Origin of the sequence: Brevundimonas sp. (assembly GCF_024711105.1) — a bacterium.
Taxonomy (GTDB): Bacteria; Pseudomonadota; Alphaproteobacteria; order Caulobacterales; family Caulobacteraceae; genus Brevundimonas.
In genome coordinates this window covers 1-25,594 of sequence record NZ_JANJTL010000037.1, presented here as the reverse complement: position 1 = coordinate 25,594, position 25,594 = coordinate 1, and the positions used below count along the sequence as shown (strand labels likewise).

The 25,594-nt window shown below is 69.1% G+C and carries 29 protein-coding genes and 2 tRNA genes; 15 read left to right on the top strand and 16 right to left on the bottom strand.

Annotated features, from left to right (window positions below):
• The 3 genes from Q0M60_RS02615 to Q0M60_RS02605 all read left to right on the top strand — a co-directional run.
• The coding region (locus tag Q0M60_RS02615) for a 2-oxo acid dehydrogenase subunit E2 (protein WP_296815565.1) at positions 1-295 on the top strand (295 nt) is incomplete at its 5' end.
• On the top strand, positions 295-1,692 hold the full coding sequence (gene lpdA, locus Q0M60_RS02610) for a dihydrolipoyl dehydrogenase (protein WP_296815563.1): 1,398 nt from the start codon (positions 295-297) through the stop codon (positions 1,690-1,692). The genes Q0M60_RS02615 and lpdA, both read left to right, overlap by 1 nt.
• Before the next feature lie 38 nt (positions 1,693-1,730).
• On the top strand, positions 1,731-2,258 hold the full coding sequence (locus Q0M60_RS02605) for a hypothetical protein (RefSeq protein ID WP_296815560.1): 528 nt from the start codon (positions 1,731-1,733) through the stop codon (positions 2,256-2,258).
• Here Q0M60_RS02605 and Q0M60_RS02600 read toward each other — a convergent pair whose 3' ends face one another.
• Genes Q0M60_RS02600 through Q0M60_RS02585 form a run of 4 tightly spaced genes read right to left on the bottom strand, consistent with a single transcriptional unit; the run spans position 2,259 to position 7,642 of the window.
• Positions 2,259-3,533, bottom strand: coding sequence for an SLC13 family permease (locus Q0M60_RS02600; RefSeq protein ID WP_296815557.1), 1,275 nt, complete (start codon positions 3,531-3,533; stop codon positions 2,259-2,261).
• A 9-nt stretch (positions 3,534-3,542) separates the two neighbouring features.
• Complete coding sequence (locus Q0M60_RS02595; RefSeq protein ID WP_296815555.1) at positions 3,543-4,814, bottom strand: PQQ-dependent sugar dehydrogenase; 1,272 nt, start codon at positions 4,812-4,814, stop codon at positions 3,543-3,545.
• 39 nt (positions 4,815-4,853) lie between these two features.
• The gene (asnB, locus tag Q0M60_RS02590; RefSeq protein WP_296815553.1) at positions 4,854-6,611 is read right to left on the bottom strand and encodes an asparagine synthase (glutamine-hydrolyzing); all 1,758 of its coding nucleotides are present in this window, start codon (positions 6,609-6,611) and stop codon (positions 4,854-4,856) included.
• Entirely contained in the window at positions 6,611-7,642 is a 1,032-nt protein-coding gene (locus tag Q0M60_RS02585; RefSeq protein ID WP_296815551.1) for a glycosyltransferase, read from the bottom strand. The genes asnB and Q0M60_RS02585 overlap by 1 nt, the downstream gene beginning before the upstream one ends.
• A gap of 88 nt (positions 7,643-7,730) precedes the next feature.
• Here Q0M60_RS02585 and Q0M60_RS02580 point away from each other — a divergent pair.
• Positions 7,731-7,807: transfer RNA gene (locus Q0M60_RS02580), tRNA-Met, on the top strand.
• Positions 7,808-7,894: 87 nt separating this feature from the next.
• Positions 7,895-8,353, top strand: a complete 459-nt coding sequence (locus Q0M60_RS02575) for a peptidase S1 (protein WP_296815549.1) — start codon at positions 7,895-7,897, stop codon at positions 8,351-8,353.
• On the opposite strand, the gene Q0M60_RS02570 is transcribed toward Q0M60_RS02575, so the two are convergent.
• The 3 genes from Q0M60_RS02570 to Q0M60_RS02560 form a co-directional block, all read right to left on the bottom strand.
• Positions 8,350-9,372, bottom strand: coding sequence for a class I fructose-bisphosphate aldolase (locus Q0M60_RS02570; RefSeq protein ID WP_296815547.1), 1,023 nt, complete (start codon positions 9,370-9,372; stop codon positions 8,350-8,352). The genes Q0M60_RS02575 and Q0M60_RS02570 overlap by 4 nt on opposite strands.
• A 72-nt stretch (positions 9,373-9,444) precedes the next feature.
• Positions 9,445-10,212, bottom strand: coding sequence for a hypothetical protein (locus tag Q0M60_RS02565; protein WP_296815544.1), 768 nt, complete (start codon positions 10,210-10,212; stop codon positions 9,445-9,447).
• Positions 10,213-10,289: 77 nt separating this feature from the next.
• Complete coding sequence (locus tag Q0M60_RS02560; protein ID WP_296815541.1) at positions 10,290-11,489, bottom strand: phosphoglycerate kinase; 1,200 nt, start codon at positions 11,487-11,489, stop codon at positions 10,290-10,292.
• A 281-nt stretch (positions 11,490-11,770) separates the two neighbouring features.
• On the opposite strand from Q0M60_RS02560, the gene Q0M60_RS02555 reads away from it, so the two are divergent.
• Complete coding sequence (locus tag Q0M60_RS02555; protein WP_296815538.1) at positions 11,771-12,184, top strand: hypothetical protein; 414 nt, start codon at positions 11,771-11,773, stop codon at positions 12,182-12,184.
• Positions 12,185-12,398: 214 nt separating this feature from the next.
• A complete protein-coding gene (locus Q0M60_RS02550; protein WP_296815535.1) occupies positions 12,399-12,887 on the top strand; it encodes a DUF6789 family protein in 489 nt (162 codons plus the stop codon).
• A gap of 19 nt (positions 12,888-12,906) precedes the next feature.
• On the opposite strand, the gene Q0M60_RS02545 is transcribed toward Q0M60_RS02550, so the two are convergent.
• Both Q0M60_RS02545 and Q0M60_RS02540 read right to left on the bottom strand, forming a co-directional pair.
• Entirely contained in the window at positions 12,907-14,928 is a 2,022-nt protein-coding gene (locus Q0M60_RS02545) for an acetyl/propionyl/methylcrotonyl-CoA carboxylase subunit alpha (RefSeq protein WP_296815532.1), read from the bottom strand.
• 42 nt (positions 14,929-14,970) lie between these two features.
• Positions 14,971-15,774 (bottom strand): RNA methyltransferase, encoded by an 804-nt coding sequence (locus Q0M60_RS02540; RefSeq protein ID WP_296815529.1) that lies wholly within the window; start codon positions 15,772-15,774, stop codon positions 14,971-14,973.
• Between the two features lie 182 nt (positions 15,775-15,956).
• Here Q0M60_RS02540 and Q0M60_RS02535 point away from each other — a divergent pair.
• From Q0M60_RS02535 to mutY, 7 genes are all read left to right on the top strand, one after another.
• Positions 15,957-16,031: transfer RNA gene (locus Q0M60_RS02535), tRNA-Asn, on the top strand.
• Positions 16,032-16,158: 127 nt separating this feature from the next.
• Positions 16,159-16,542, top strand: coding sequence for an AtpZ/AtpI family protein (locus Q0M60_RS02530; protein ID WP_296815526.1), 384 nt, complete (start codon positions 16,159-16,161; stop codon positions 16,540-16,542).
• A gap of 5 nt (positions 16,543-16,547) precedes the next feature.
• Complete coding sequence (locus Q0M60_RS02525; RefSeq protein ID WP_296815524.1) at positions 16,548-17,321, top strand: F0F1 ATP synthase subunit A; 774 nt, start codon at positions 16,548-16,550, stop codon at positions 17,319-17,321.
• A gap of 53 nt (positions 17,322-17,374) precedes the next feature.
• Positions 17,375-17,599 (top strand): F0F1 ATP synthase subunit C, encoded by a 225-nt coding sequence (locus tag Q0M60_RS02520; RefSeq protein WP_296815520.1) that lies wholly within the window; start codon positions 17,375-17,377, stop codon positions 17,597-17,599.
• 61 nt (positions 17,600-17,660) lie between these two features.
• Entirely contained in the window at positions 17,661-18,233 is a 573-nt protein-coding gene (locus Q0M60_RS02515; protein WP_296815517.1) for a hypothetical protein, read from the top strand.
• Positions 18,233-18,745: a F0F1 ATP synthase subunit B gene (locus Q0M60_RS02510; RefSeq protein ID WP_296815514.1), complete on the top strand. Its 513-nt coding sequence runs from the start codon at positions 18,233-18,235 to the stop codon at positions 18,743-18,745. Before Q0M60_RS02515 ends, Q0M60_RS02510 begins: the two co-directional genes overlap by 1 nt.
• Positions 18,746-18,776: 31 nt before the next feature.
• A complete protein-coding gene (gene mutY, locus Q0M60_RS02505; protein ID WP_296815511.1) occupies positions 18,777-19,847 on the top strand; it encodes an A/G-specific adenine glycosylase in 1,071 nt (356 codons plus the stop codon).
• Here mutY and Q0M60_RS02500 read toward each other — a convergent pair.
• Both Q0M60_RS02500 and Q0M60_RS02495 read right to left on the bottom strand, forming a co-directional pair.
• Positions 19,780-20,856 carry a site-specific DNA-methyltransferase gene (locus Q0M60_RS02500; protein WP_296815508.1) on the bottom strand — a complete coding sequence of 359 codons (1,077 nt, stop codon included), beginning with the start codon at positions 20,854-20,856 and terminating at the stop codon, positions 19,780-19,782. The two genes, mutY and Q0M60_RS02500, sit on opposite strands and share 68 nt — an antisense overlap.
• 67 nt (positions 20,857-20,923) lie before the next feature.
• Positions 20,924-21,523, bottom strand: a complete 600-nt coding sequence (locus Q0M60_RS02495; RefSeq protein WP_296815506.1) for a hypothetical protein — start codon at positions 21,521-21,523, stop codon at positions 20,924-20,926.
• Between Q0M60_RS02495 and Q0M60_RS02490 the strand changes: the two genes are divergently transcribed.
• Positions 21,522-22,115 (top strand): response regulator, encoded by a 594-nt coding sequence (locus Q0M60_RS02490; RefSeq protein ID WP_296815503.1) that lies wholly within the window; start codon positions 21,522-21,524, stop codon positions 22,113-22,115. The genes Q0M60_RS02495 and Q0M60_RS02490 overlap by 2 nt on opposite strands.
• Here Q0M60_RS02490 and Q0M60_RS02485 read toward each other — a convergent pair.
• From Q0M60_RS02485 to Q0M60_RS02465, 5 genes are all read right to left on the bottom strand, one after another.
• The gene (locus Q0M60_RS02485; RefSeq protein ID WP_296815502.1) at positions 22,081-22,833 is read right to left on the bottom strand and encodes a PepSY domain-containing protein; all 753 of its coding nucleotides are present in this window, start codon (positions 22,831-22,833) and stop codon (positions 22,081-22,083) included. The two genes, Q0M60_RS02490 and Q0M60_RS02485, sit on opposite strands and share 35 nt — an antisense overlap.
• Entirely contained in the window at positions 22,830-23,426 is a 597-nt protein-coding gene (locus Q0M60_RS02480) for a GNAT family N-acetyltransferase (RefSeq protein WP_296815500.1), read from the bottom strand. Before Q0M60_RS02480 ends, Q0M60_RS02485 begins: the two co-directional genes overlap by 4 nt.
• Positions 23,427-23,443: 17 nt before the next feature.
• Positions 23,444-24,808 carry a hypothetical protein gene (locus Q0M60_RS02475; protein WP_296815498.1) on the bottom strand — a complete coding sequence of 455 codons (1,365 nt, stop codon included), beginning with the start codon at positions 24,806-24,808 and terminating at the stop codon, positions 23,444-23,446.
• Between the two features lie 57 nt (positions 24,809-24,865).
• Entirely contained in the window at positions 24,866-25,180 is a 315-nt protein-coding gene (locus tag Q0M60_RS02470) for a hypothetical protein (RefSeq protein ID WP_296815496.1), read from the bottom strand.
• A partial coding sequence (locus Q0M60_RS02465) for a hypothetical protein (protein WP_296815493.1) occupies positions 25,156-25,594 on the bottom strand: 439 nt, incomplete at its 5' end. The genes Q0M60_RS02470 and Q0M60_RS02465, both read right to left, overlap by 25 nt.

The window sequence follows — 25,594 nt, the reverse complement described above, 5'->3', positions numbered from 1 at the left end:
CGGCTCGGCCAAGCGCGAGGAGCTGTCCGGCTCGACCATCACCATCACCTCGCTCGGCACGCTGGGAGGCGTCGTCCACACGCCGATCATCAACCACCCCGAGGTCGCCATCGTCGGCCCGAACAAGATCCAGGAACGGGTCGTGGTGAAGGACGGCCAGATGGTCGTGCGCAAGATGATGAACCTGTCCTCCAGCTTCGACCACCGCATCGTGGACGGGCATGACGCGGCGGTGTTCGTCCGGCGGATCAAGGGCCTGCTGGAGCATCCTGCGACGCTGTGGATGGGCGCGTAATGACCGAACACCTCAAGACCAAAGTCCTGATCATCGGCGCAGGCACCGGCGGCTATGTCGCGGGCATCCGCTGCGGCCAGCTGGGCCTCGACACCATCCTGGTCGACGGCGGCGACGGGCTGGGCGGGACGTGCCTGAACGTCGGCTGCATTCCGTCCAAGGCGATCATCCACGCGGCCAACAAGTTCGAGACGGTGGCCAAGGCGGCCGACGGCGGGACGCTGGGGATCACGGCGGCCAAGCCGGCGATCGACCTGAAGGCTACCGTCGGCTGGAAGGACGGCGTTGTCAAAAAGCTGAATCAGGGCGTGGCGGGCCTGCTCAAGAAGGCGAAGGTCAAGGTCATCAAGGGCTGGGCGACCTTCTCGGACGCCAAGACCTGCACGGTCAGGACCGACGACGGCGAGATCACCATCTCGGCCGAACACGTCATCCTGGCCACGGGCTCGGAGCCGGTCGAGCTGCCGTTTCTGAAGTTCGGCGGCGACGTCATCTCCTCGACCGAGGCCCTGTCGCTGGACAAGGTGCCGGGCAGGCTGGTCGTGGTCGGCGGCGGCTATATCGGGCTGGAGCTGGGCATCGCCTTCCGCAAGCTCGGCGCCGAGGTCACTGTCGTGGAAATGGCTGAGCGCATCCTGCCGCTCTACGACAAGGCCCTGACCGATCCGGTGACGAAGTGGCTGGAGAAGCATGGCGTGAAGCTGCTGCTGGGCGCCAAGGCCGGGTCCTTCGAGAAGGGCCAGCTCAACGTCACGACCAAGGACGGCGAGGCGGTCAAGCTGGACGCCGACAAGGTGCTGGTCACCGTCGGCCGCCGCCCGCGCACGCAGGGCTGGGGCCTGGAGAACATGGGCGTGGCCATGGCCGGCCCGTTCGTGAAGACCGACAACCGCTGCGCCACCAGCATGAAGAACGTCTGGGCCATCGGCGACCTGACCGGCGAGCCCATGCTGGCCCACAAGGGCTCGGCCCAGGGCGAGGTGGTGGCCGAGATCATCGCCGGCCACGACGCGGTCTTCGATCCCGTCACCATCGCCGCGGTCTGCTTCACCGAGCCGGAGATCGTCTCGGCGGGCCTGGGGCCGCTGGACGTCGAGGGCCGCGACGACATGATCACCGCCTCCTTCCCGCTCATGGCCATCGGCCGCGCGCTGGCCATCGAGGCCGGCGACGACGGCGGCTTCGTCCGCGTCATCGCCCGCAGGGACGACCATCGCCTGCTGGGCATCCAGGCCGTCGGCCAGCACGTCTCGGAGCTGTCGAACAGCTTCGCCCAGATGCTGGAGATGGGCGCGCTGCTGGAGGACGTGGCCGGAACCATCCACGTCCACCCGACGCTCGGCGAAGCCTTCCACGAGGCGACCCTGCGGGCGCTGGGGCACGCGATCCACATCTGACGCGTAACAGTGTACTCCCGGGATCGGGAGGGACTTCAATGCGCTATCTTTTGCTCATGGTGCTGGTGGTCGGCGCTGTCGGCTGTCGCGAACCCGCGCCGCCGATCGAGGGGACCGAGGAGCCAGTCTGGGTTGAACCCGATTTGATTGCACGGAGCGCCGTGCGCCCCTTCCCGGACGCGACTGAAGTCCGATTGTTGGTCGAGGGGGAGATCACACAAGACGACCTCAATCCGGGTTTCATTGAGCCTGAAGGAAGAGTGCTCAGCGCGGACCAACGACGGGCCTTCGAGCGGACCTTGTCAGCGGCATCCTATGGCGAAGGAGATCGTGCGTACTCCGCCTGCTTCATTCCTCATCATTTCTTCAGATACTTCGACGCCCAAGGACGGCAAGTCGGGCAGGTGGCGGTCTGCTTTTGCTGTTACGGCGTCCAGGCTTGGCCGGACCTCGACTTACCCGTCGCCCCTGGTGCTGACTTTGTCGAATTTCAGTTCGACGAACCGGCGCTGCGTGCGCTGATCAGCTCAATGGAGCTGCCCGTCGACATCAACTGCGGCGACTGATCAGCCCGCGAACGGAAAGAAGTGCGGTATGGCCCACAGGCCGACCAGCCAGGTGAGAAGGTTCAGCGGCAGGCCGACCTTGACGAAGTCCATGTAGCGATAGCGGCCCAGGCCGTAGACGATGGTGTTGGTCTGGTAGCCCACCGGCGTGGCGAAGGCGGCCGAAGCCGCCATCATCACCGCCACCACGAACGGGCGAGGGTCCACGAATAAGGCCTGGCCCAGGGCCACCGCCAGAGGTGTAACCAGCACCGCCACGCCCGCGTTGGACATGATCTCGGTCAGGATCAGGGTCACGAGATACAGCACCGCCAGCGCCACCAGAGGGTGGAAGGGTGTCAGCCAGACGGTCAGGTTGCGCATCACGCTCTCGGCCAAGCCCGTGGTTTCGATGGCGATGCCGAGCACCAGCATGCCGGCGATGAGCAGCAGGATGTCGGGCTGGAGCCCGCCATAGGCCTCGTCCAGGGACAGGACGCGCAGCAGCACGAGCGCGATGGCGCCGGCGAAGGCCAGGGCCGCGATATGGCCGACGCCGAACGCCGCGAGCGTGACGACCAGGATGAACATCCCCACGGCCAGGGCCGCCGCCCAGGGCCGCAGCTTGGAGCGTTCGGGCCGCTGGTGGAGGTCCTTGGGCTCGGCGATGAGGTCGTCGGCGCGCTCGGCGGGCAGCAGCCGCCAGCCGACCAGGCCGAGGTAGAGTACGCCGGCCACGGCCAGGCTGAGGCCCACCGGCGCCATCTCGAAAATGCCGAATCGGCGCAGGCCCGAGGCTGCGGCCATGTCGTCGACCAGCAGGTTGGTCGAGGTGCCGATGAGGGTGCAGGCGCCCGCCATGATCGCCAGGTAGGACAGCGGGATCAGCACCCGGCGGGGATGGATCTTCAGCCGGCGGGCCATGTCGCGCACGACCGGCGCGGCCAGCAGCACCACCGGCGTGTTGTTCATAAACGCGGACGCCCCGCCGACCATGGCGAAGACCCCGCCCAGCGCCGCGACGCCGAAACGGCGAACCTGGCGCGCGGCCCCGATGATGACCAGGCGCAGGATCCCGGTCCGCTCCAGCGCCCGGTTCAGGACGAACAGCGAGGCCAGGGCGATGATGGCTGGGCTGGCGAAGGCGCGCTGGACGTCCGACGGCGCCACGACGCCCAGAGCCAGCAGCACCGCCGCCCCGGACAGGGCCACGAGATCGGCCCGCGCCTTGTCCAGCACGAAGGCTACGAAGACCCCGGCCAGTACCGCCAGGGTGGTGATCTGATCGAAGGTCACCGCGCTCGCTTAATCGACGCGGCGGACGGCGGGCGTGACCCGCATCAGCCGTCCGTCGGATTCGTCGGTCACGACCCACAGCGAGCCGTCGCCGCCGACGGCGACGTCACGGATGCGCTGGTTCTGGTCGACGAGCAGCCGTTCCTCGCCCACGACCCGCTCGCCGGACAGCACCAGCCGGGCAAGGTGCTCTCCGGCCAGGCCGGAAACGAACAGGTTGCCGCGCCATTCCGGGAAGAGGTCGCCCGTGTAGAAGGCCATGCCGCCCGGCGCGATCACCGGGTCCCAGTAGTAGATCGGCTGCTCCAGCCCCACCTGCTGGGTCAGGCCCTCGCCGATGGGTTCGCGTGAATATTCCTGACCGTAGGAGATGGTCGGCCAGCCATAGTTGCGCCCGCCGCGCACGATGTTGATCTCGTCGCCGCCGCGCGCGCCATGCTCGGCGATCCAGAGCTGACCGGTCTCCGGGTGCAGCGCCGCGCCCTGCACATTGCGGTGGCCCAGCGACCAGATGCCGGGCAGGGCGCCCTGCCGGCCGATGAATGGATTGTCCTGGGGGATCGAGCCGTCGGCGTTGATCCGGACGATCTTGCCGAGATGACTCCTGAGGTCCTGCGCCTGGGGCCGGGTCTCAAGATCCGAGCGTTCGCCGAGCGTGACGAACAGCCGGCCCTCGCGGTCGAAGACCAGGCGGGAGCCGTAGTGCATCTGGTTGCTGTAGGCCGGCACCGCCCGGAAGATGACCTCCACGTCCTCCAGGCGTGTCTCGTCCTCGACCAACCGGCCTCGGGCCACCGAAGTGCCGTTGCCGCCGTCGCGGGCTTCCACGAAGCTGAAATAGACCAGGCGGTCGGTCCCGAACGTCGGGCTCAAGGCGACGTCAAGCAGCCCGGCCTGCCGCCCGGAGACGATTTCGGGAAGCCCCCGGATGGGCTCGCTGACGCGGCCGCCGGGCAGGATGACGCGCAGGCGGCCCGGCCGTTCGGTGACGAGCCACCGGCCGTTGGGCATCTGGGCCAGCGCCCAGGGATGCTCCAGGCCCGAGGCCACGGTCTCGACCCGGAGCTCGCGCTCGGTCTCGACCGACGGCACGCGGGTCTGGCCTTCGAAGGCCGGCTGCTGGCCGGCCGCGTTGGGTGGCCGGCTCTCGACCGGCGGCCGCTGAACGGGCTCTTGCTGGGCCGGCGGCTGCGGCGCCGGCTGGGGCTCCTCGTCGCGATCGCAACCCGTCAGGCATCCGGCGACGAGGACGGCGGCGAGACGGACGGCGATCATGGCCATGGCGGGGGGCGCTCCTTTGAAAGCTTAACCGTTTCCGGCTCAGAGCGTTCCGAGCAACGCCTCCAGGGCGGCCCGGCGTTCCATGCCGGCGACGTGGATGTTCCACCATACGGCATAGAACAGCAGAGGCCAGCGCGCGGACGGCTGATCGTCGCGCTCGAAGATGGTGCGGACCGCCTCCATGTCGCAGACCTGACCCAGGCCTTCGTGCGCGGCAAGCGCGGGGGCCAGGTCCCTGGCGCGCGGCGTGATCCAGGCGGCGACCGGGACGGTGAAGCCCTTCTTCTTCGCCCACGGGTCGGCGGCGGGCAGGTGCTTCTCCAGCCACTTCCTGAGCAGCCACTTGCCGTACCTCCCGCGCACCTTGAACCGGTCCGGCAGGTTGAAGGCGAAGGCCGCGACCTCCCGGTCCAGGAAGGGCGTCCGCCCCTCCAGACCGTGGGCCATCAGGGTGCGGTCGAGCTTGAGCAGCAGGTCGTTGGGTAACCAGGTGGCGATGTCGGCGGCCTGGGCCTTCTGAAGCGGCGTCATCCACGGTTGGGCGGCATGGCTGGCGGCCTGCCGCCAGCTCTTCAGCGCGGCCTTACCGTCGTCCCGGAGATAATGCGCGTCGAACTGCGGCTCAGCCGGGCGGCCGCCAAGCCAGGCGGGCCGCAGCGCCCGGCGGTAGCGGCCATAGCCGGCGAACAGCTCGTCACCGCCTTCGCCGGACAAGACGACGGTCAGGGTGCCTTTGGCCGCCTCGGCCAGCTTCCAGGTGGGCAGGGTCGCGTAGTCGGTGGTCGGGTCGTCCAGGCACCAGGCGACCTCAGGCAGGATGCGCCAGAAGTCCTCCTCGTCGAAGGTTGTCTCGCGCCAGTCGAGGTTCAACGCCCTGGCCACCCGTTCGGCGTGGGCGCGCTCGTCGCGAGCGCCCGGCGCGTCGAAGCCGCAGGTGAAGGCCGTCACCGGCCGCTCATTCAGCCGGGTCATGAGAGTGGCGATGGCCGAGCTGTCGATGCCGCCGGACAGGAATAGGCCGTAGGGGACGTCGGAGCGCTGGTGGACGCGAACGCTGTCCTCGAGGACGGCGTCGAGGCGCTGCAGCAGTTCCGCCTCAGCAAGCGAAAAAGTATCCCCCTTCGCGTGGCCAGCTCGATCGGGCGGGGGCACTCTCATGAGATCGGCGAAGTGACCGGTCGCGCCCTCGGCGACGTCCAAGACTGCGCCTGGCAAGACCTCGTGTGCGTCCCAAAGATCGAGGTCAGGGCCTCGAGAGACCCGATAACCCAGCGCGAGAGTTTCCGTCGCCACCGGCGCCGCATCCCGCTTTGCCAATGAGGAGAAGGCAGAGGGCTGAGAGGCGAATAGCACCGACCCATGCCCGGATCGCTCGTACAGTGGCTTGATCCCGAACGGGTCGCGCACCAGCCACGTCCGGCCGTCGCAGCCGATCAGGCAAAACGCATACATGCCCCGCAGCCGCGCGAACGCCTTCTCGCCCTCCAGCGCATAGATGTGCAGCAGGGGCTCGAAATCGGAGCCGGTCTTGAGCTGGTCCTTGAGGCCGAACTCCTCGACCAGCTCGACGTAGTTGTAGATCTCGCCGTTGCCGATAACGGTCGAGCCCGCGGCGTGCAGCGGTTGCCAGCCGCCTTCCAGATCGATGATCGACAGGCGCGCGTGGGCCACCGCCCAGCCGGGGCCGCTCTCGACGCGGATGCCGTCCGGTCCCCGGTGCTGGAGACGCTCGATCATGGAGCGCACCGCCTGTTCGGGCGCCTCGTCGGCGCTCAGGATGCCCGCGATGCCGCACATCAGGCCCGCTCCCGGTCCAACCGATCGAAAAGCTCGGTCCAGAGCGGCAGGACCTGGGCCTTTGAGAACTCGGCGGCGCGCGCCAGTCCGGCTGTGGCCAGGCGCTGCCGGAGGTCGGGCGCCTTGATCAGGCCGTTCAGGGTCGCTGCCAAGACCTCGTGATCGTCGATCGGCACGATCAGTCCGTCGACGCCATCGCGAATAAGAGCCTTGGGCCCGGCCGCCGCCGCCGCCACCACGGGCTTGCCATAGGCCCAGGCCTGGATGACCACATTGCCCAGTGGCTCGTGCCGCGAAGGGAAGACCACGACGTCGGCGGCCCGATAGAGCGCGCCGGCGTCCGCGCGCCAGCCCAGCCAGCGAACGCGGTCGACAACGCCCAGGTCTGTGGCCAGCCTTCTGAGCTCGCCCTCCAGGGGGCCGGAGCCGGCGACCCACAGGATCGCGTCAGGAATGTCCTTGAGCGCGCGCAGCGCCACATCGTGGGCCTTGGCCTCGTGCAGGCGGCCCATGGCCAGCAGGAGAGGGGCCTCGCGCGGCGTGTCCAGGACCGTCCGGCTCTGGGCCGGGTGGTCGTCGGCCTCTGCGAAGTTCGGGATGTAGTGGGCGCGCTCCGCCGGCCAGCCTTGGCGGATGATCCAGTCGCGGATATCACGGGTGTTGCCGACCAGGGCGTCGAAGCCTCGATAGTTCTTCAGGTCGTAGTAGCCGCCAAGCCGACCGACGCGCGCCCACGGCCCCTTGGGTGCATGCCGGGCGGCGCGATTCATCCAGGCGACCAGAACGCGGGCGCCCTGCCGCCGGCCATAGGCTGCGACGGCTGGCCGGGTTCCCAGATCCAGCGGCGAGCCGAAGCCGAAATGTTCGAAGGGCACGCCCGCGCTTCTCAATTCTTCTTCGCGTCCGGCGTGCGGACGGATGGCCGCTGATGTGGGCGCGCCGGCTGCGTGAAGCGCCGTCACCAGGTCGACGAAATAGGTCTCGGCGCCCCCGTCGGCGGCGGATCCCAGGAGGTGAAGGGCGGGTGTCATCAGCCGCCTCATGCTACGCGCTGCGCGGAGGTTTCGCACCTGTCTTGAACCGGCGCGCGCGCCCCTATATACGCGCCGTTCGCGCGATGGCTGGGTAGCTCAGCTGGTTAGAGCGGTGGATTCATAACCCACAGGTCGGCGGTTCGAGCCCGCCCCCAGCCACCATCGCCGATCCTCCCATGACGTCAGATTCGGTGCGGTGACTCGCGTCGCCGCCGCGCTTAGGTTTCTGTGGTCGCGGGAGGGACGAGCATGCGGACCATTCTGGCGGGCGTCAGCGCCCTACTGGCGTTGGCGACGGCGGCAGCGGCTAGCGCCCAGGACTACAGTCTCGAACCCAACTATGGGGTGGTGCGCGGGATCGGCTATCCCGATCCCTATCTGTTCAATCTGACCGCCGGCGGGCCTCAGTCGGCGGCGACGCCGGGAGGCGGGTGCCGAGGCTACATCTCCCAGGCGCCTGATATTCGCTATCAGCACAGGAGCGGCAGTCTGCCGCTCATCATTTCGGCGCGATCCGATGCGGATCTCACCCTGATCGTGAATGCGCCCGATGGGTCCTGGATCTGCGACGACGACAGCGGAGAGGGCTTGAACCCCTCAATCCGCTTCGACACTCCGCTTTCGGGCGCCTATGACATCTGGGTCGGGACCTACGGGCCGCAGACAGCGCCTGCGACCCTCAGCATCTCCGAACAGACCGGCGTTTAGGCCGCTTCCAGGTCCTTCGACCATTCGCCCTTGGAGGCGAGGCCGTTCATGCGGGCCCGGTGGTGGAAGGCCTTCTGGGCGGCCTCGGCGTTCTCGGCCTTGCCGGACCAGGCCTTCTGCGGCGCGGCCTGGAGGGCGCGGCCGTAGGAGAAGGTCATCTTCCAGGGGAAGCCGCCGATCTTGTTCATGGCGTCGAGGTGGGCCGTGGCGTCCTCGTCCGACTGGCCGCCCGACAGATACGCGATGCCCGGCACGGCCGACGGCACGGTCGCCTTGAGCGCGGCGATGGTGCGCTCGGCCACCTGCGCCACCGACGACTGCTTGCGGCACTTCTTGCCGCAGATGACCATGTTCGGCTTCAGCACGATGCCTTCCAGGGCGACGCGCTGTTCGAACAGTTCGGAGAAGACTGCCTGCAGGGTCTTGCGGGTGACCTCGTCGCAGCGGTCGATGTCGTGGGCGCCGTCCATCAGGACTTCCGGCTCGACGATCGGCACGATGTCTTCCTGCTGGCAGATGGCGGCGTAGCGGGCCAGGGCGTGGGCGTTGGCCCGGATTGCGCCCCAGCTCGGGATGGCGTGGCCGTCGATGTCGATGACCGCGCGCCACTTCGCAAAGCGGGCGCCCTTCTCGCGGTACTCGCGCAGGCGGCTGGACAGCTTGTCCAGGCCCTTGGTGACGGTCTCGCCCGGGAAACCGGCCATCTTGGTCGCGCCCTTGTCGACCTTGATGCCGGGGATGGCGCCGGTCGCCCTGATCAGTTCGACCAGCGGCGTGCCGTCGGCGGCGTTCTGGAACAGGGTCTCTTCGAACAGGATCACGCCCGAGATGTGCTCGCGCATGGCCTGCTCGCTGCGGAACAGCAGCTCGCGATAGTCGCGGCGGTTGTCCTCGGTGTTCTCCACGCCGATGGCGTCGAAGCGCTTCTGGATCGTGCCGGTCGATTCGTCGGCGGCGAGGATGCCCTTGCCGGGCTCGACCATGGCGGTCGCGGTCGCGTTCAGCGCCTCGAGATTCATGTTCCTGAGAACCCTTGTTGTGATTGTGGGCGCTTCCTAGTCGCAAGGACCGCAAAAGTCACGCCTTCGTGATCACTGCGGGCAGCCCGTCCAATGGGACGCGAGCAGGGCGCGCCAGGCCGCCTCGCCGCTGTCCGACCCGGTCAGCACCAGCCGGTAGTTCTCGTAGCCGGGGTGATTGGGGGCCGCCCAGGCCACCTCGATGACGCGGCCCGTGGCGGGGTCGAGCCAGAGGTCGCCAGCCTCGAAACCGTTCGCCGAGACGCGATAGCGGACGGCGGCGCGCCCCGCCCGGGGCTCTTCGCCGACGCGGACCGCCTCGGCTTCACCGAGGTTGCGCAGCACCGGCTCACCGTCCGGCCAGATGAGCGCCATCTCGACGGTGAAGCTGGCGGGCGGGGGGCCGTACGCCAGGGCGTTCCAGTCCGCGAAATCGAAGTCATAGAGCCGCCAGGGCGCTGGCGAGGACAACATCAGGGTTTCGACCGGAGGCGCGTCGGGCGCGCCGAAGCGGACAGCGATCTCGCCTGTCTCCGCGTCATGCTCCAGCCAGGCGAAAGGCTGCTGGGCGCCGTCGCGGCTCAGCCGTCCGCCGACGAGGCGGCGCGGCTCTGCGCCGACGCCGTCGAACTCCGCCGTGACGAGGGCGGCGTTCGTGCAAGGGCTGACCCGCTTGAAGACCTCGACCGACCCGTCCTCGCGCAGCCAGACGCTGATGGCCTCCGGCGACGATCCGTCGATGTTGGAGCGCAGGTAGTGGAGGATGTCCCCGTCCTGGGCGAAGGCGGGCGGGGCGCAGGTGGCGAGCGCCAGGGCGGCGAGGGCTGACAGGCGGCGCATGGGGGTCTCCGTGAAGGCTCGGTCACTTGAGGCCCTGAACGCCGTTTGCGGATGCGGCCGCCCGGATTAACTCTTCGTCAGGCCCGCAGCGCCTCGACGCCGGGCAGGGCCTTGCCCTCCATCCATTCCAGGAAGGCGCCGCCGGCGGTGGAGACGAAGGTCATGTCGTCGGCGACACCGGCGTGGTTGAGCGCGGCGACGGTGTCGCCGCCGCCAGCCACGGCCACGATGGCGCCGGACTGCGCGAGCGCGGCCGCGGCGTGGGCCGCCTTGACCGTGGCGGCGTCGAAGGGCGGCACCTCAAAGACGCCCAGCGGGCCGTTCCAGATCAGGGTGCGGGAGATGGCCATGGCCTTGGCCAGGCGCTCGACCGTCAGCGGCCCGGCGTCGAGGATCTTTTCGTGGTCCCCGATCTCCTCGCGGGCCAGGACGGTGCGCGTCTCGGCGCCCGGCTTGACCTCCGTGGCGAGCACGACGTCGAGCGGCAGGAGGATTTCGCAGCCCCTCGCCTCGGCCTCGGTGAGGATCTCGCGGGCGGTGCCGGCCATGTCCTTTTCAGCCAGCGAGCCGCCGATATCGACACCCTGGGCGTAGAGGAAGGTGTTCGCCATGCCGCCGCCGATGGCCAGGCGGTCGAGCTTGCCGACGAGGTTCTTGAGCAGGTCCAGCTTGGTCGAGACCTTGGAGCCGCCGACGATGCCGAGCACCGGCTTGTTCGGACTGCCGAGCGCGGCGTCGAGCGCCTCCAGCTCGCGGCGCATGGATTCGCCGGCGTAGGCGGGCAGCAGGCGAGCCAGACCCTCGGTCGAGGCATGGGCCCGGTGCGCGGCCGAGAAGGCGTCGTTGACGTAGAGGTCGCCGAGCGCGGCCAGCTGCTGGGCGAAGGCGGGGTCGTTCTTTTCCTCGCCCTTGTGGAACCGGACGTTCTCCAGCAGCGCCACGCCGCCGGCGTCGAGGTCGGCCAAGACCGAAGCGGCGGCCTCGCCCACGCAGTCGTCCGCGAACCGCACCGGGGCGCCAAGCAGACGCTCCAGATCGTCGACGACAGGCTTGAGGCTCATCGACGGCACACGCTCGCCCTTGGGCCGGTCGAAGTGGGCCAGGAGCGCCAACTTGGCGCCCGCGTCCCGGAGTCGCTGGATGGTCGGCAGGGCGACGCGCAGGCGGGTGTCGTCGGTGACGCGACCGCCCTCCATGGGCACGTTGAAGTCCACGCGGACCAGGGCGGTCTTGCCCGCGAGGTCACGGGCGTCGTCGAGGGTGCGGAAGTTGCTCATGGCGCGGCTGTATAGGGGCGGGCGCCGGAGAGCGGAAGGGCGTCCCGGGTCACACGACCGTGCCGGTCAAGCCACACCTTTCGCATTCTTAAGGCAAAGGCCACGCTTGTGGCCGGAGCGCGCCGCAAATCGGCCCCATGAAATCTTTGTAAAGCAAGGGTCCGCTACTTTACGGGGGCCGGCTGCGGCCCCACCTAGGGACGCGGCACGGAAATCACGCTCGGGCGTTTGTATCGGGCTTCCTCGCAACACTGGACCCTCGCCCGAGAATGACCCTGGTCATGACGACAGCAAGCGCAAACGTTCCGAGCCTCGGCCGGGCGCGGACGCGCGGCCTGTTCGGCGGGCTGGCCGGTCGGATCGCCCGTCTGGCGCTCATGATCATGGGTGGGCTGGTCATGATCGCGGGTGTCCTGATCGCGCCCCTGCCGGGTCCGTTCGGTCTGCCGATCGCGGTGGTCGGGCTGATGCTGGTGCTGCGGAACTCCTACTGGGCCAAGCGGCAGTTCATCCGTCTTCAGCAGGCCCGCCCGAACTGGGTCTTCCCGTTCCGTCGCCTGATGCGTCGCCGGCCCGAGGTCGCGCCGGTGTTCTGGCAACAGACCCTGCGCATCGAGCGGCTCCTGCTCCGCAAGGGCCAGCGGGTCCTGGGCCGACTGCGCCGGCGTCTGTTCGTCCGCCGCGCCGCCACCTGACCCGTCGCGCGCGGCATCGTGAACGGTCCGGCGTTCAATTGCGGCTGAAATCAGGCTAACCTAGCGTCACGTCGAGTAAGGACGCGGGCTTCGGCCGCCGATTCCGACGACCGGGAGCCCCGTCCGCCAATCTGGCGCGGTGGGCGACAACCGACGACGCCCATCTCGAGGCCGCGCCACGGCTCGGGAGGCCGGTATGAATTCGCGTGTTAAAATGGGGATCCTGGCGGGCCTGACGGCCACCGTCGTGGTCTCGATCGTCGATGTCGCCGCCAGTTGGGCGCAGACCGCCCTGGCGGTGCAACCGACCCTGTTCCACAGCTTTCCGACGCTGCTGGCGGCGGTGGCCAACGAAGTCGTGGGGCTGCCCAACGCCATGTGGGTGGGCTGGACCCTTCATTTCATCGCGGGGGTGCTGATCCTCGGGCCGCTGTTCGGATGGCTCTGTCCCCGCCTGCCGACCGACACGGCTGAGACCAAGGGCATCTTCTTCGCGGTCGGCGCCTGGCTGGTGATGATGCTGACCATCATGCCGCTGCACCCGCAACTGGGTGTGTTCGGCATCGGCGCGGGCTTCGGCACGGTGGTGTGGATGCTGGTCACCCATGTGCTGTTCGGCATCGTACTGGGCTCGGTCTACGCTTGGCAGGTCCAGCGCGAAAAGCGCGCGGGCCGGGTCCCGTCCGGAACGGCGCCGGCCTAGGGAGCCTGGCTCCCGCGGCTCAGGCTTCGGGCGCCACCCGCGCCAGCAGGGCGCCCTCGGTGACCTGCTGGCCGGTCCCGACAGGCAGTTCTGACAGCACGCCGTCGAACGGCGCCGTCAGGGCGTGCTCCATCTTCATCGCCTCGACCACGACGATGGGTTGACCCTTGGCGACCGCGTCGCCCGCCTTGGCCTGAACGGCGACGACCTTGCCGGGCATGGGCGCGCGTAGCGCGCCGTCAGAACCCGATCCTGCGCCCGCGCCGGCGCCGCCGAAATTCGGCTCGCCGAAGGAGAAGGCGTCGCCGTCGACGAAGACGATGCGGCGGCCGTCGCGTTCGATCAGGGTGACGGCCTCGTCGCCGACCTGGATCTGCTCACCGCCGAATTCCGAGACCGGCCGGCGGACCTCGCCCATTTCCAGCACAAGCCCAGTGTCCAGCGGATGGGCCGTCGGGGATCCGGGAGACAGGCGGGCGGCATGGACGCCGCGGGCGTCTTCCAGCCGGATTTCGGCGCGAGGGCTCGCGTTCAGGCGAAATCCGTAGAGGCCGTCGGGGCGGCCGTCCCAGGGGGAGGCGGGATCCAGCGCGTCGCGCCCAGGACCTTGGCTCCAGGCGACGTCTAGCGCCGCCGCACCAAGCGCGGCTGACGCGGCAAGTCCGGCATTGTCCGGCTCGACCAGTTCCGTCTCGCGGTGCGGAATGAAGCCCGTATCAACGTCGCCATCGACGAAATCGGGATGGTCCAGACACCGCACGAGGAAGCCGGCGTTGGTCCTCACCGGCCAGACCTGGACCTGAGAGCAGGCGTCAGCCAGGCCGGCGGCGGCGCTTTCGCGGTCCTCGGCGTGGACGATCAGCTTGGCGATCATCGGGTCGTAGAACTGGCTGACCTCGCCGCCTTCCTCGACGCCCGTCTCGACGCGCACGGCGTCGTCCTCGGGCAGGACGAAGTGGTCGAGCGGCCCGATGGACGGCAGGAAGCCGCCCGCCGGGTCCTCGGCGTAGAGGCGGGCTTCCATGGCCCAGCCGTCCAGCTCGATCTCGTCTTGCTTCAGGGGCAGGGGCTCTCCCGCCGCCACCCGGAACTGCCACTCGACCAGGTCCTGGCCGGTCACCGCCTCGGTGACAGGGTGTTCGACCTGAAGCCGCGTGTTCATCTCCATGAACCAGATGCGGTCGCCCTTCAGGCCCTCGGACGCATCGGCGATGAACTCGACCGTGCCGGCCCCGACGTAGTCGACGGCCCTGGCGGCCTTGACCGCCGCCTCGGTGACAGCGGCGCGGGTCGCCTCGTCCATCCCAGGCGCGGGAGCCTCCTCGATGACCTTCTGGTGGCGGCGCTGGAGCGAACAGTCGCGTTCGAACAGGTGAACGACATTGCCGTGCGTGTCGCCGAAGACCTGCACCTCGATGTGGCGCGGGCGGGTGACGTATTTCTCGATCAGGACGCGGTCGTCGCCGAAGGCGGCCTTGGATTCGCGCTGGGCCGAGGCCAGGGCCGAGGCGAAGTCTTCGGCGCGCTCGACCTTTTTCATGCCCTTGCCGCCGCCGCCGGCGACGGCCTTGATCAAGACGGGATAGCCGGTGCGGTCGGCCGCGGCCTGCAGGGTCTCCAGGCTCTGGTCCTCCCCGAGATACCCAGGCGTCACGGGCACGCCGGCCTTGTCCATCAGGTCCTTGGCGGCGTCCTTGAGGCCCATGGCGCGGATCGAGGAAGCCTTGGGGCCGATCCAGATCAGGCCGGCAGCCTCGACGGCCTCGGCGAACTCGGCGTTCTCCGACAGGAAGCCATAGCCGGGGTGGATGGCCTCGGCCCCCGTGTCCTTCGCGGCCTGGATGACCTTTTCGGCGACCAGATAGCTTTCGCGCGCCGGTGCGGGTCCAAGCAGCACGGCCTTGTCGGCCATTCTGACGTGCGGCGCGTTGGCGTCCGCCTCCGAATAGACGGCGACGGTCTCGATCCCCATCCGCTGGGCGGTGCGGAAGACACGGCAGGCGATCTCGCCACGGTTGGCGACAAGGACGGATCTGAACATGAGCCGCTTCTAGCGCGGCCCCGCGCGGACGGCATAGCCCGTTCAGCCGTGCGCGCCGAACCGGAGATGATGCAGGGCGATGGCCGCCGCCGTCGCCACGTTCAGGGAATCCCAGCCCGAGGCCATCGGAATGCTCACGCGGCGGCAGCGCGCCATGAGGCTGTCCGGCAGTCCCGGGCCTTCGGCGCCGACGATGATCGCCGCCGGTCCGGTCCGTCGCACCTCGGCCAGGGTCTCGCCGGCGTCCGGCGACAGGGCGAGCGGCGCATAGCCCAGGTCTGTCAGCAGCCGAGCCGGGTCGGCGTCGGGCTCTAGCCGGGCGAACGGAGTCGTCAGCGCCGCGCCGACCGACACGCGGATGGCCTTGCGATAGAGGGGATCGCAACTGGTCGGATCGAGCAGGACGCCTCGCGCGCCGAAAGCCGCCGCCGCCCGGAACAGGCCGCCCATGTTGTCGTGGTTGCCCACCCCGACGACCGCGAGCGCGATGTCGCCGGCCCGGGGACCGCCCAACAGTTCGCCGGGCGCGTTCGGCTCGGCCTTGCGGCCGACGGCCAGAATCCCCCGATGGATGTGAAAGCCCGTGATCGCGTCCATCACCGCCTGGCTGGCGGTGAAAACCGGCGTCGGGCTCGCCTCCAGCACGTCCGCCAGCTTGGGCCAGCGCGATTCAGCGATCAGCACCGCCTCCGCCTCGTGCCGCGATGCGGCGGACAGCAGGGCGCGCAGCACCACCTCGCCCTCCGCCACGAAGCGGCCCTGCCGGCCCACGAGGTCGCGCTCGCGCACCTCACGGAAGGCTGCGATTCGGGGATCGTCGGGGTCAGTGATCGGGATGGGCCGCATTCACGTCCGATTAACCAAACCAGCCCACGACTGGCGATGTCTTCTTCTCTCTTGGAGACACCCCATCACCAGACTCAGTAAAGCCCGGCGCTCGTCGCCGGGCTCTTTTTTCGCTCGGCCAAGGGCGCCGCTTGCGCCCGCCGGAATCCCCCTGCTATAGGCGCAGCCCCGATGAGCCCTGTTCCGCGGTAGCTCAGTGGTAGAGCAGCCGACTGTTAATCGGCTGGTCGTAGGTTCGAATCCTACCCGCGGAGCCATCGGCCTTCTTCATCCCTGAAAATCGTTGAGAAACAGCCGCTTGAAAGCGGCGCACCCGCCCTTGACCGCGAGGGGCCTCGCCTATAGGTTCCGCGCCGATTTCAGACCCCCCGCGGCGCCTGCGTCGTGGGGCTGAGCGGCTACCTAATGTCCCTGCCACCAGAATCGCGCGAAGAGGCGATCAAACGCCTCAACGAGCAGGCTGACGCTTTGGAGCGCCGGACGGAAAACCGTCTCGCTCAGGAGCTGGCGGGCCAGAAGGCGGCGAGCCAGGCCTGGAAGATCATCGCCGACCTGTTCGGCGGCGTCTTCGTCGGGCTCGCGCTCGGGTTCGGGATCGACCACTTCGCCGGCACCAGTCCGGTCGGAATCATCGGCGGGGTCCTGGTGGGCTTCGCCATCTCGGTGTGGATGGCCTGGCGGACCGCCAAGCGCATCCAGGCCGAGGCAGAGGCATCCGGGGTCCGGCCGCAGGCGGTCCCCTTCGACGATGAAGAAGAAGACGCTTAGGTCCGATGGCTGATCCGCTTCACCAGTTCCAGATCAAGAAGATCGTGGATCTTCCCGACGTCACCCTGCCGATGATCGGGACGGTCGACCTGGCGATCACCAATTCGCACGTCGCCATGACCATCGCCTTCGTGGTGGTGGTGGGCTTCCTCGCGCTGGTGACCTCCAACGCCAAGGTGGTGCCGGGCCGTCTTCAGTCGGTGGGCGAGATGCTGTTCGGCATGATCGACGGCATGACCAGTTCGATCATCGGCCACGACGGCAAGAAGTACTTCCCCTTCGTCTTCGCCCTGTTCCTGTTCATCCTCGGCATGAACCTGCTGGGCATGTTCCTGACCTTCACCGCCACCTCGCAGCTGGCGGTCACGGCGACCTTCGCCATCATCACCTTCGGCCTGGTGCTGGTCATTGGCTTCGCCAAGAACGGCCTGGGCTTCTTCGCCCTGTTCTGGCCGACCGGCGCGCCGCTGGTGATGCGCCCGGTGGTGGGCCTGATCGAGTTCTTCTCCTTCCTGCTGCGCCCCATCACCCTCATGCTTCGTCTGTTCGGCAACATGATGGGCGGCCACATCGCGCTGAAGGTCTTCGCCGGCTTCGTCGCCACCGCCGCCGTGGGCGCGGCGGGCATGGCCGGCATCTTCATCCTGCCCCTGTCGCTGGGCATGACCGTCGGCCTGACCGCGCTCGAGTTCCTCGTGGCCTTCCTGCAGGCCTTCGTCTTCGCCGTTCTGACCTGCATCTACCTCAACGATGTGGTCAACCTGGGCCACGGCCACTAAGGCCCGCCCAGTCCGTCCCTTCCAACCCAACCTCAACTAGGACTTAGAGAACCATGGAAGCAGAAGCCGCCAAGCTCATCGGCGCCGGCATCGCGATGTCGGGCATGATCGGCGCCGGCATCGGCGTCGGCAACATCTTCGGCAACTTCGTCTCGGGCGCCCTGCGCAACCCGTCGGCGGCCGCCTCGCAGGTCGGTAACCTGTTCGTGGGCGCCGCCCTTGCCGAAGCCCTGGGCATCCTGGCCTTCGTCATGGGCATCCTGATCTGGATCTCGTAATCCGGACGGTTGGCGGCCGGACCCATCCGGCCGCCTTCATGCCTTGCTGACATAGAGAACGATGGCTGATCCTCACGCTCCCGTCGCTTCGGACGCCCACGGCGCTCCGGGCGAAACGCACGCTTCGACCGAGGCCGAGCACGGCTCCGGCGGCGGCCTGCCGCAATTCGAGTTCCAGCACTGGGGCGGCCAGATCGTCTATCTGGTCTTCCTGTTCGTCGCTCTCTACCTGCTGATCGCCAAGATCTTCGCCCCGCGCATGCGCCGGGTGTTCGACGAGCGCGAACAGACCATCTCCCAGGCCGTCTCCGACGCCCGGTCGGTCCAGGCCGAGGCGCAAGGCCAGGCCGAAGCCGCCCAGGCGGAACTGGCCGAGGCGCGGGCGACCGCCCGCCGCACGGCCGGCGCCGCCAAGGCTCGCGTGGCCGAGGACGTCGCCCGCCGCCAGGCCGAGCAGGAAGCCCGCCTCGCCGAGCGCGTGGGTGAGGCCGAGGGCCGCATCGCCGCCATGCGCGACAAGGCCATGGCCCAGGTCGACGCCGTCGCGTCGGACACCACCCAGGCCATCGTCGAGAAACTGACCGGCAAGGCCGCCTCCGCGGCTGAGCTGAACGCGGCCAAGGGAGCCGCCTGATGGAATTCTTCAACCCCCACCTCTACGACCTGGCCAACGCCGAGCTCTGGGTCGCCGTCGGTCTGATCCTGTTCTTCGTGATTGTGGTCGTGGCCAAGGTGCCCGCCCTGGTCGCCAAGGCGCTCGACACCAAGGCCGAGGCCATCAAGGCCAACCTCGACGAAGCCGAGCGCTTGCGCGCCGAAGCCCAGGCCATGCTGGCCGACCTCAAGGCCCAGCGCGAGCAGGCCGAGGCCCAGGCCAAGGCCATGCTGGAAGCCGCCGAGCAGGAGGCCAAGCGTCTCGAGGCCGAGGCCGAGGAGAAGCTGGCCGAGAGCATCGCGCGTCGTGAAGCCATGGCCGAGCGCCGCATCGCCCAGGCCGAGGCCCAGGCCGCGGCCGAGGTGAAGGCCGCCGCCGCCGACCGGGCCGTGGCCGCCGCCGAACGCATTCTGGCCGCCCGCCTAGCCGCCGGCGGCGAGGACCCGCTGGTCGACCAGGCTGTCAGCCAGCTGGCCACGCGGCTAAACTAGGCCGCTGACGAACGCGGCGGGACGCTCCTCGATGGACGCCGCCGCGCTTCGAACCGCCCTTCTCCGTTGGTACGATTCCGCGCCGCGTGAGCTGCCCTGGCGGGTGCGAGGCGCGCGCCCCGATCCCTATGCGGTCTGGCTGTCGGAGGTGATGCTCCAGCAGACGACCGTCCCACACGCGACGCCCTACTGGCTGGAGTTCCTGAGGCGTTGGCCGACGGTGTCGGACCTGGCCGCGGCGCCGGACGAGGAGGTCATGGCCGCCTGGGCGGGGCTCGGCTACTACGCCCGCGCCCGTAACCTGCTGGCCTGCGCGCGCGCGGTGGCTGCTGAGCATGGCGGGGTGTTTCCAGACACCGAGGCGGGTCTGCGGGCGCTTCCGGGCGTCGGCCCCTATACGGCGGCGGCCGTGGCGGCGATCGCCTTCGATCGGCCCGCGACCGTGGTGGACGGCAATGTCGAGCGGGCGGTGTCGCGCCTGTTCGCCGTCGAGACGCCGTTGCCGAAGGCCAAGCTCGAACTGACGCAGCTGGCCGAGGGCCTGACCAGTCCGGAGCGGCCGGGCGACTGGGCGCAGGCGATGATGGACCTGGGCGCCTTGGTCTGCCGACCGAAGGCGCCGCTGTGCGACCGCTGTCCCGTGTCCGCATGGTGCGAGGCGCGGGCGCTGGGGATGCAGGAGAGCTTTCCGCGCAAGGCGCCCAAGGCCGTTCGGCCGAGGCGCTATGGCGCGGCATACGTGCTGAGGCGCGGCGAGGAGGTGGCGCTCGTACGTCGGCCGGCGAAAGGACTGCTCGGCGGCATGCTGGGCTTGCCGACCACCGACTGGTCAGGCGAACGGCCGGACGTGTTGGCCGAAGCCCCAGCGGCGGCGGACTGGAAGCGCGTCGGCGAGATCGAGCACGTCTTCACCCACTTCGCCCTGACGCTGGAGGTGTGGACGGCCGAGAGCAGCGATTTCGAGGACGCGGTCTGGACCCGCGACCTCTCGGTGATGCCGAGTGTCTTCCTGAAGGCGGCGCGGCTGGCGGCGCCTACTGCATCCCCGCCCGCACCTGCGCCCTCAACACGTCGATCGGCTGCAGGCCGCGGTCGGACTTGAAGCGCCAGTAGGTCCAGCCGTTGCAGGCCGGGGCGTTCTCGAGGATGGCGCCGAGCTTGTGGATCGAGCCGGTGAACTCGCCGGCGATCAGGGAGCCGTCGGCGCGGACGCGGGCCTCGCGCTCGCCTTTCGGGCAGAACAGGCGGTCGCCGGGGCGCAGCAGGCCGGCCTCGACCAGGGAGCCGAAGGCGACGCGGGGCTCGGCCTTCTTGGAACCCATGACCTGCAGGTCTTCGGGCGCGACCGGCACGATGGCCTTGATGCGCTGTTCGGCGAGACGGGCGTAACCCTCCTCGCGCTCGATGCCGATGTAGTGGCGGCCCAGACGGCGGGCGGCGGCGCCGGTGGTGCCGGTGCCGAAGAAGGGATCCAGCACGATGTCGCCGGGCTTGGACGAGGCCAGCAGCACGCGGTGCAGCAGGGCCTCGGGTTTCTGCGTCGGGTGCGCCTTGTTCCCCTCCGCGTCCTTCAAGCGCTCATCGCCGGTGCACAGCGCCAGGTGCCAGTCCGAGCGCATCTGGACGTCTTCGTTGAAGGCCTTCAGCGCGTCGTAGTTGAAGGTGTAGCGCTTCTGCTCGCGCCTCTTGGCCGCCCAGACCAGGGTCTCGTGCGCATTGGTGAAGCGCGTGCCCTTGAAGTTCGGCATCGGGTTGGCCTTGCGCCAGATGATGTCGTTCAGGACCCAGAAGCCGAGGTCCTGCATGGCGACGCCGAGTCTGAAGATGTTGTGATAGCTGCCGATCACCCAGATGGCGCCCTCGTCCTTGAGGACGCGGCGGCACTCGGTCAGCCACTCGCGGGTGAAGCGGTCATAGGCCTGGAAGCTCTCGAACTGGTCCCACTCGTCGTCGACGGCGTCGACCCTGGAGTTGTCCGGGCGCAGCAGCTCGCCGCCGAGCTGGAGGTTGTAGGGCGGGTCGGCGAAGACCAGATCGACCGACCTGTCCGGCAAGGTCTTCAGCTGCTCGATGCAGTCGCCGACGAGAATGCTGTCCGGCTTGAAGTCCATTGCCCGGTCCCCTGAACTCAGGGGGTCACAAGGGCCTGATCACGGTAAAGGAAGCTTTAGCGGCGGCTCAGTGACGCGGCGCGCGGGCCCGTTCAGCCGAGAGGATCACGCAGATGCTGCGACGCCCGTTGGCGGTGACCTCGATAGAGCCTCCGAGGTGCTCGGCCAGGCCCCGAACCAGTTCCAGGCTTTCCTCTGTGGCTTCGGTGACTTCTCCGCCGTCTCCCTCCACGGTCAACCGGACCTCGTGCGATGACTGCTCGATCCGCACGGACACTTCGCCGACGCCGTCCGGGCGCCTGGGGCGGGCCACGGCCGCCCCGATCAGTTCGTGAGCGATGATAGCCAGACACGCGGCGCGAAGGTCACCGAGGGACACCGGCTGGCTCGGCGCAGTGAGGGTGATCTGGCGGTCTGCGTCACCACGGCTCCAGAATTCGACCGCCGAGGCGAGGTAGGCCGTGAAGTCTGTCAGGCGGCCCGTCGCCAGCCTCTGGCTGAGCAGTCCCACCGCCGCGATGATGTCGTTCAGCCAGTTGAGGTGGCGCCGACTTTCAGGGTCCGACACGCTGCGCAGCCGGATGCCGATGAGCGCATTCAGCAGCCGCAGCACGCCGACAAGGCGCGCGTCCGCATCGTCTGGTCTGGCGTGAAGCCCGGCGCCCATGCGTCTGATTCCTCGCCCCGAGAAGATTTCCGCAACGTCACCGAACCAAACCGCTTCGGCAAGCGTTAAGGTTGGTCCGGTAGCGGACGCAACCTCGCACCTCTTTGTGCGGTATAGTGTTTTTAAATGGGGAGGCGGGGGGCTGACAGATCCGCTTCGCATTCTGGTGGTCGAGGACCAGGCGATTCTCGCCATGGAGCTCGAACACGTGCTGACCGAAGCCGGGCACTTCGTGGTGGGCTGCGCCATGGACGCGGTCGAGGCGGCCGCGATGGCGGAGCGGTTTCCGCCGGACGTGGCGCTGGTCGACATCAATCTTCGGGACGGGAGCACCGGCCCGTTGATCGCGCGCGGGCTGATCGAGCGTTACGAGGCCGCCGTGGTGTTCCTGACCGCCAATCCCGAGCAGATTCCCGACGGTTTCTCCGGCGCGATAGGCGCGGTGACCAAGCCCTTCGATGACCAAACCATCCGCGCCGTCGTGGCGTTCGCCGCGCGCTTTCGCAAGGAACGGCTGACCGACCATCCGCCGAGCCGGCTGAGACTCGCGCCGTGGCTCAGGGAGCCGCCGCCGCGTCTTCCGAAGCACTGACACGGCGCCGACGCGCCTGAATATCCCGCCCGATCCGGATCCAGAGCAGGATGAGGCCAGTCACCACGAGGACCACGGTCACCCCCGCGATCAGCAGCAGCCACCAGCTGTTGATGTTCTCGCCCGTGTCGAAGTCCAGAATGTGCAACCGCCACATCAGGTCAAAGAAGGACCAAAGGTCTGACCGTCGGCTAACGACGGCGCCCGTCTCAGGGTCAAGATAGAAGCGGGTGGATTCCGGGTCGTCGAAGTCCACGCGCCATAGCGGCCCCTCCCGCCCGGTCTCGCGCGGGGCCTGCGGCAGAAGCTCAGAACCGACCGGCTGGCCCGGGCCGGCGTACTGCAACGCCGCCAGCCGGGAGGCTTCGTCGGGCTCCATGGGCGGCAGGGGACGGCCGCTCCCCGCCGACAGCCGCACGGGCGCCCCCTCGGGCGGGGTCACCGTCCAGACCGCTCCGCGAGGCGTGGCGGCCAGCGTGGCCTGAATGGCCTGGCCGCCCGCGGCCGCCACCGCCTGATCGAGCGAAACGGCCGAGGCGACGTCCAGGGCCGCGGGTTCGAGCTCGGCGGCGCGATGTTCGCCGCGCACCCGTTCGATCGGCAGGGCCACCATGATCAGCCCGCCGAGCACCCAGAAGACGACCTGCACGGCCACGACCAGGCCGATCCACTTGTGGAGCCAGGTCGAGATGCGGTTGAGGCGCGCGCTGGGGCTCATGCGAGGTCCAGTCCGGGGACGCCTGGGGGCGAGGCCTCGTCCGCCAGCGCGAGCTGCAGCAGGGTGACGTCCAGCCAGCGGCCGAACTTCCAGCCGACCTTGCGATAGGTCCCGACCTCGCGAAACCCCAGCCTTAGATGCAGGTCGATAGAGGCGCGGCTCGCGTCGTTGGAGACGGCGGCGATCATCTGGCGCAGGCCCAGCGCCCGGCAGCGCGCGATCACCTCGCGCATCAGCGCGGAGCCGAGCCCGCGGCCCTGGAACCCCTCGGCGACGTAGATCGAGCTCTCGACCGCGTAGCGGTAGGCCGCTCGCGGTCGGAACGGCGAGGCATAGGCCCAGGCGACGACCTGGCCGTCCTGCTCCGAGACGAGCCAGGGCAGGCCGTGGCGGCGCACACCCTCCAGACGCTCGCGCATGACCGCCGGCGTAGGTGGCGTCTCCTCGAACGTCGCGGTCCCTTCCAGCACCTCGCGGGCGTAAAGGGCGGCCACCGGGGTCATGTCGTCAGGCGTGGCGTCACGCAGGACAGCAGGGGGCATGGTCGGCTCCAGCCTGCGGCGCCGGGCCGGGGGCTGGAGCCGTTCTGGCATGGAGCGGGACCGCTTCGCTACTGGATGCGCAGCCGCACGAAGACCAGGCCGCCGTGGGGATCGCCGCCGTAGTCCGGCTCAAGCGCGTCCGGAACGAAGTTGAAGGCCCAGGACCCGCCAAGCCCGACCGTCGTCGTGTCGTTCAGGCGGAAGTCGCGCACCAGCCCCACGGTGGCGCGCCCCACCGTGTAGGTCGGGCCGTGGCCGCCGCCGTGGGAATGCTCCAGCTCGGCCGTCTCGATCCGCTCGATGCGGGAGAAGGCCGTCCAGCGGCCGTCGGGCGAGGCCGAGGCCTCCAGCAGCCAGGCGTCGCGGGCCACGTCGTGATCGTCGATCTTGCGGCCGAAGGCGGCGGTCAGGCTCCAGTCGCCGTCCATGAGGGGGGCGCTGTAGAGCGCGCTGGCGGACCAGCGGACCTCGTCCTCGTCGGGCTCGAGCTGTTCGGGTGAGGTGACGTCGGCGCGGCTGACCTGTAGGGCCCAGTTCGGCGTCGGATTCCACGAGGCGCGGACGGACCAGCTGTCGAGCTCGTCGGTCTCGATGTCGTAGCGCTCCTCGTCCGGCTCGCGCCCGCGGAAGGTCGAGGCCTCCAGCTTGAAGCCGTCATGGATCCATCCGGCGGTCAGCACCCCGAAGGTGATGTGGGTCGAATCCAGCCAGTGGTGGGTGATCGGCGCCTCGGGCGAGGCGATGGCCGCCGGGCGGTGCATGAAGGCGGGCGGGCCAAAGGCCGGCTCTCCGGGCAGGCCGCCGTAGATGAAGACGCTGTCGCGCTCCGACAGACGCCAGGCGTAGCTGGCCGACAGCTCCATAAAGAGGTCGTGCGGGTGCTGGCGGTCGATCAGCGGGTGGACGCCGTCCGCCGTCTCTCCGGCCGCGAGCAGCAGCGGATAGCCTTCGTCGCCCATGAGGGGATCCGGGCTGAGCATGGCGCGCAGGTTCAGAGTCGAGCCGTTGTCGAAGTCGCGGCGGGCCGAGCCCATGATCATCCCGGCCACGAAGGTCATGGCGTCGCCGCGCGGGCCGGACTGGTCCGTGTGAACTAGGTTGAGCTCGGCGTGTCCCATCAGGGTCCAGTCGCCGGCCTGGCGATGCACACCGCCGTGGTGGGCCGCGTCGGGTTGCCAGCTGGTGCCTGAGGCCTCGCGACTCATCGGATGCGACCCGAGCGCGCCGGTCATGGCGTGGCTGCCCATGTCGTGCCCGGCGTGGTCGTCAGCGGGCTGGGTCTGGTGATGGGCGTGGTCGTCGTGACCGGTGGCCGGCGGCGACTCGGCGGGCGGGTGATGTCCGGCGTGGCCGCCGTGATCCTGGGCCTGGGCCGCGAGCGGCCAGGCGAGAACGGTCCCGACGAGCAGGACGTGCGTGAAAGGTCGAGCCATGACTGGCGTCTCCGTTGGAAGCTGAAAGGAGAGGGCGCGGGGTGGCCGCGGTCGCCTTCAGCTTCGTGGAGGGTCGGGTTCCGGCGCGGTCGAGCGTCCGAGCCGGTCGAACGGTCGGGCGGCGACAGGCGCGGCGAGCGCAAGCCTTGCGGGCGTCGCCACGGGCATGCCTGCCTGAGGCGTGCAGGCGATACAGCAGTGCATCATCTGGCTGTCGGTCGTGGCGGGGGCCTCGTGCCCGCCGCCGTGGTCGCCGCCTGCGGTCGCCACGCTCTCATGACAGCCGCCGTCCATGGCCGAGGCCGGCGCGGCGCCGAGCAGAAGCACGGCGACGGCGGACAGGGCCATCAGGAAGGACAGAACCAGACGCATCGCGGCCCTAGATAGGCCGATCCGCCCGGTCCCGCCAGTTCGGGGTCAGGCCGACTGTTCCCATCCCCGCTGGGCCGCCCAGACGCAGAAGGCGTAGTCGTGGGCGATGTCGCGCAGATAGTCGAACCTACCCGACGACCGGGGATCGGCAGCACGCCCGATTCCGACGCCATCACCACGAGGTCGTCGTCGGTCACGAGGTAGCGCGCCGGACGCAGGCCGTTGCGGTCGAGCGTCGCGCCGATCTGGCGGCCGTCGGTGAAGGCCACCGCTGCGGGGCCGTCCCACGGCTCCATCATCGCCGCGTGGTATTCGTAGAAGGCGCGGCGCTTCTCGTCCATCAGCGTGTGCGACTCCCACGCCTCGGGGATCATCATCATCACCGCGTGGGCGAGCGAGTAGCCGCTCATCACG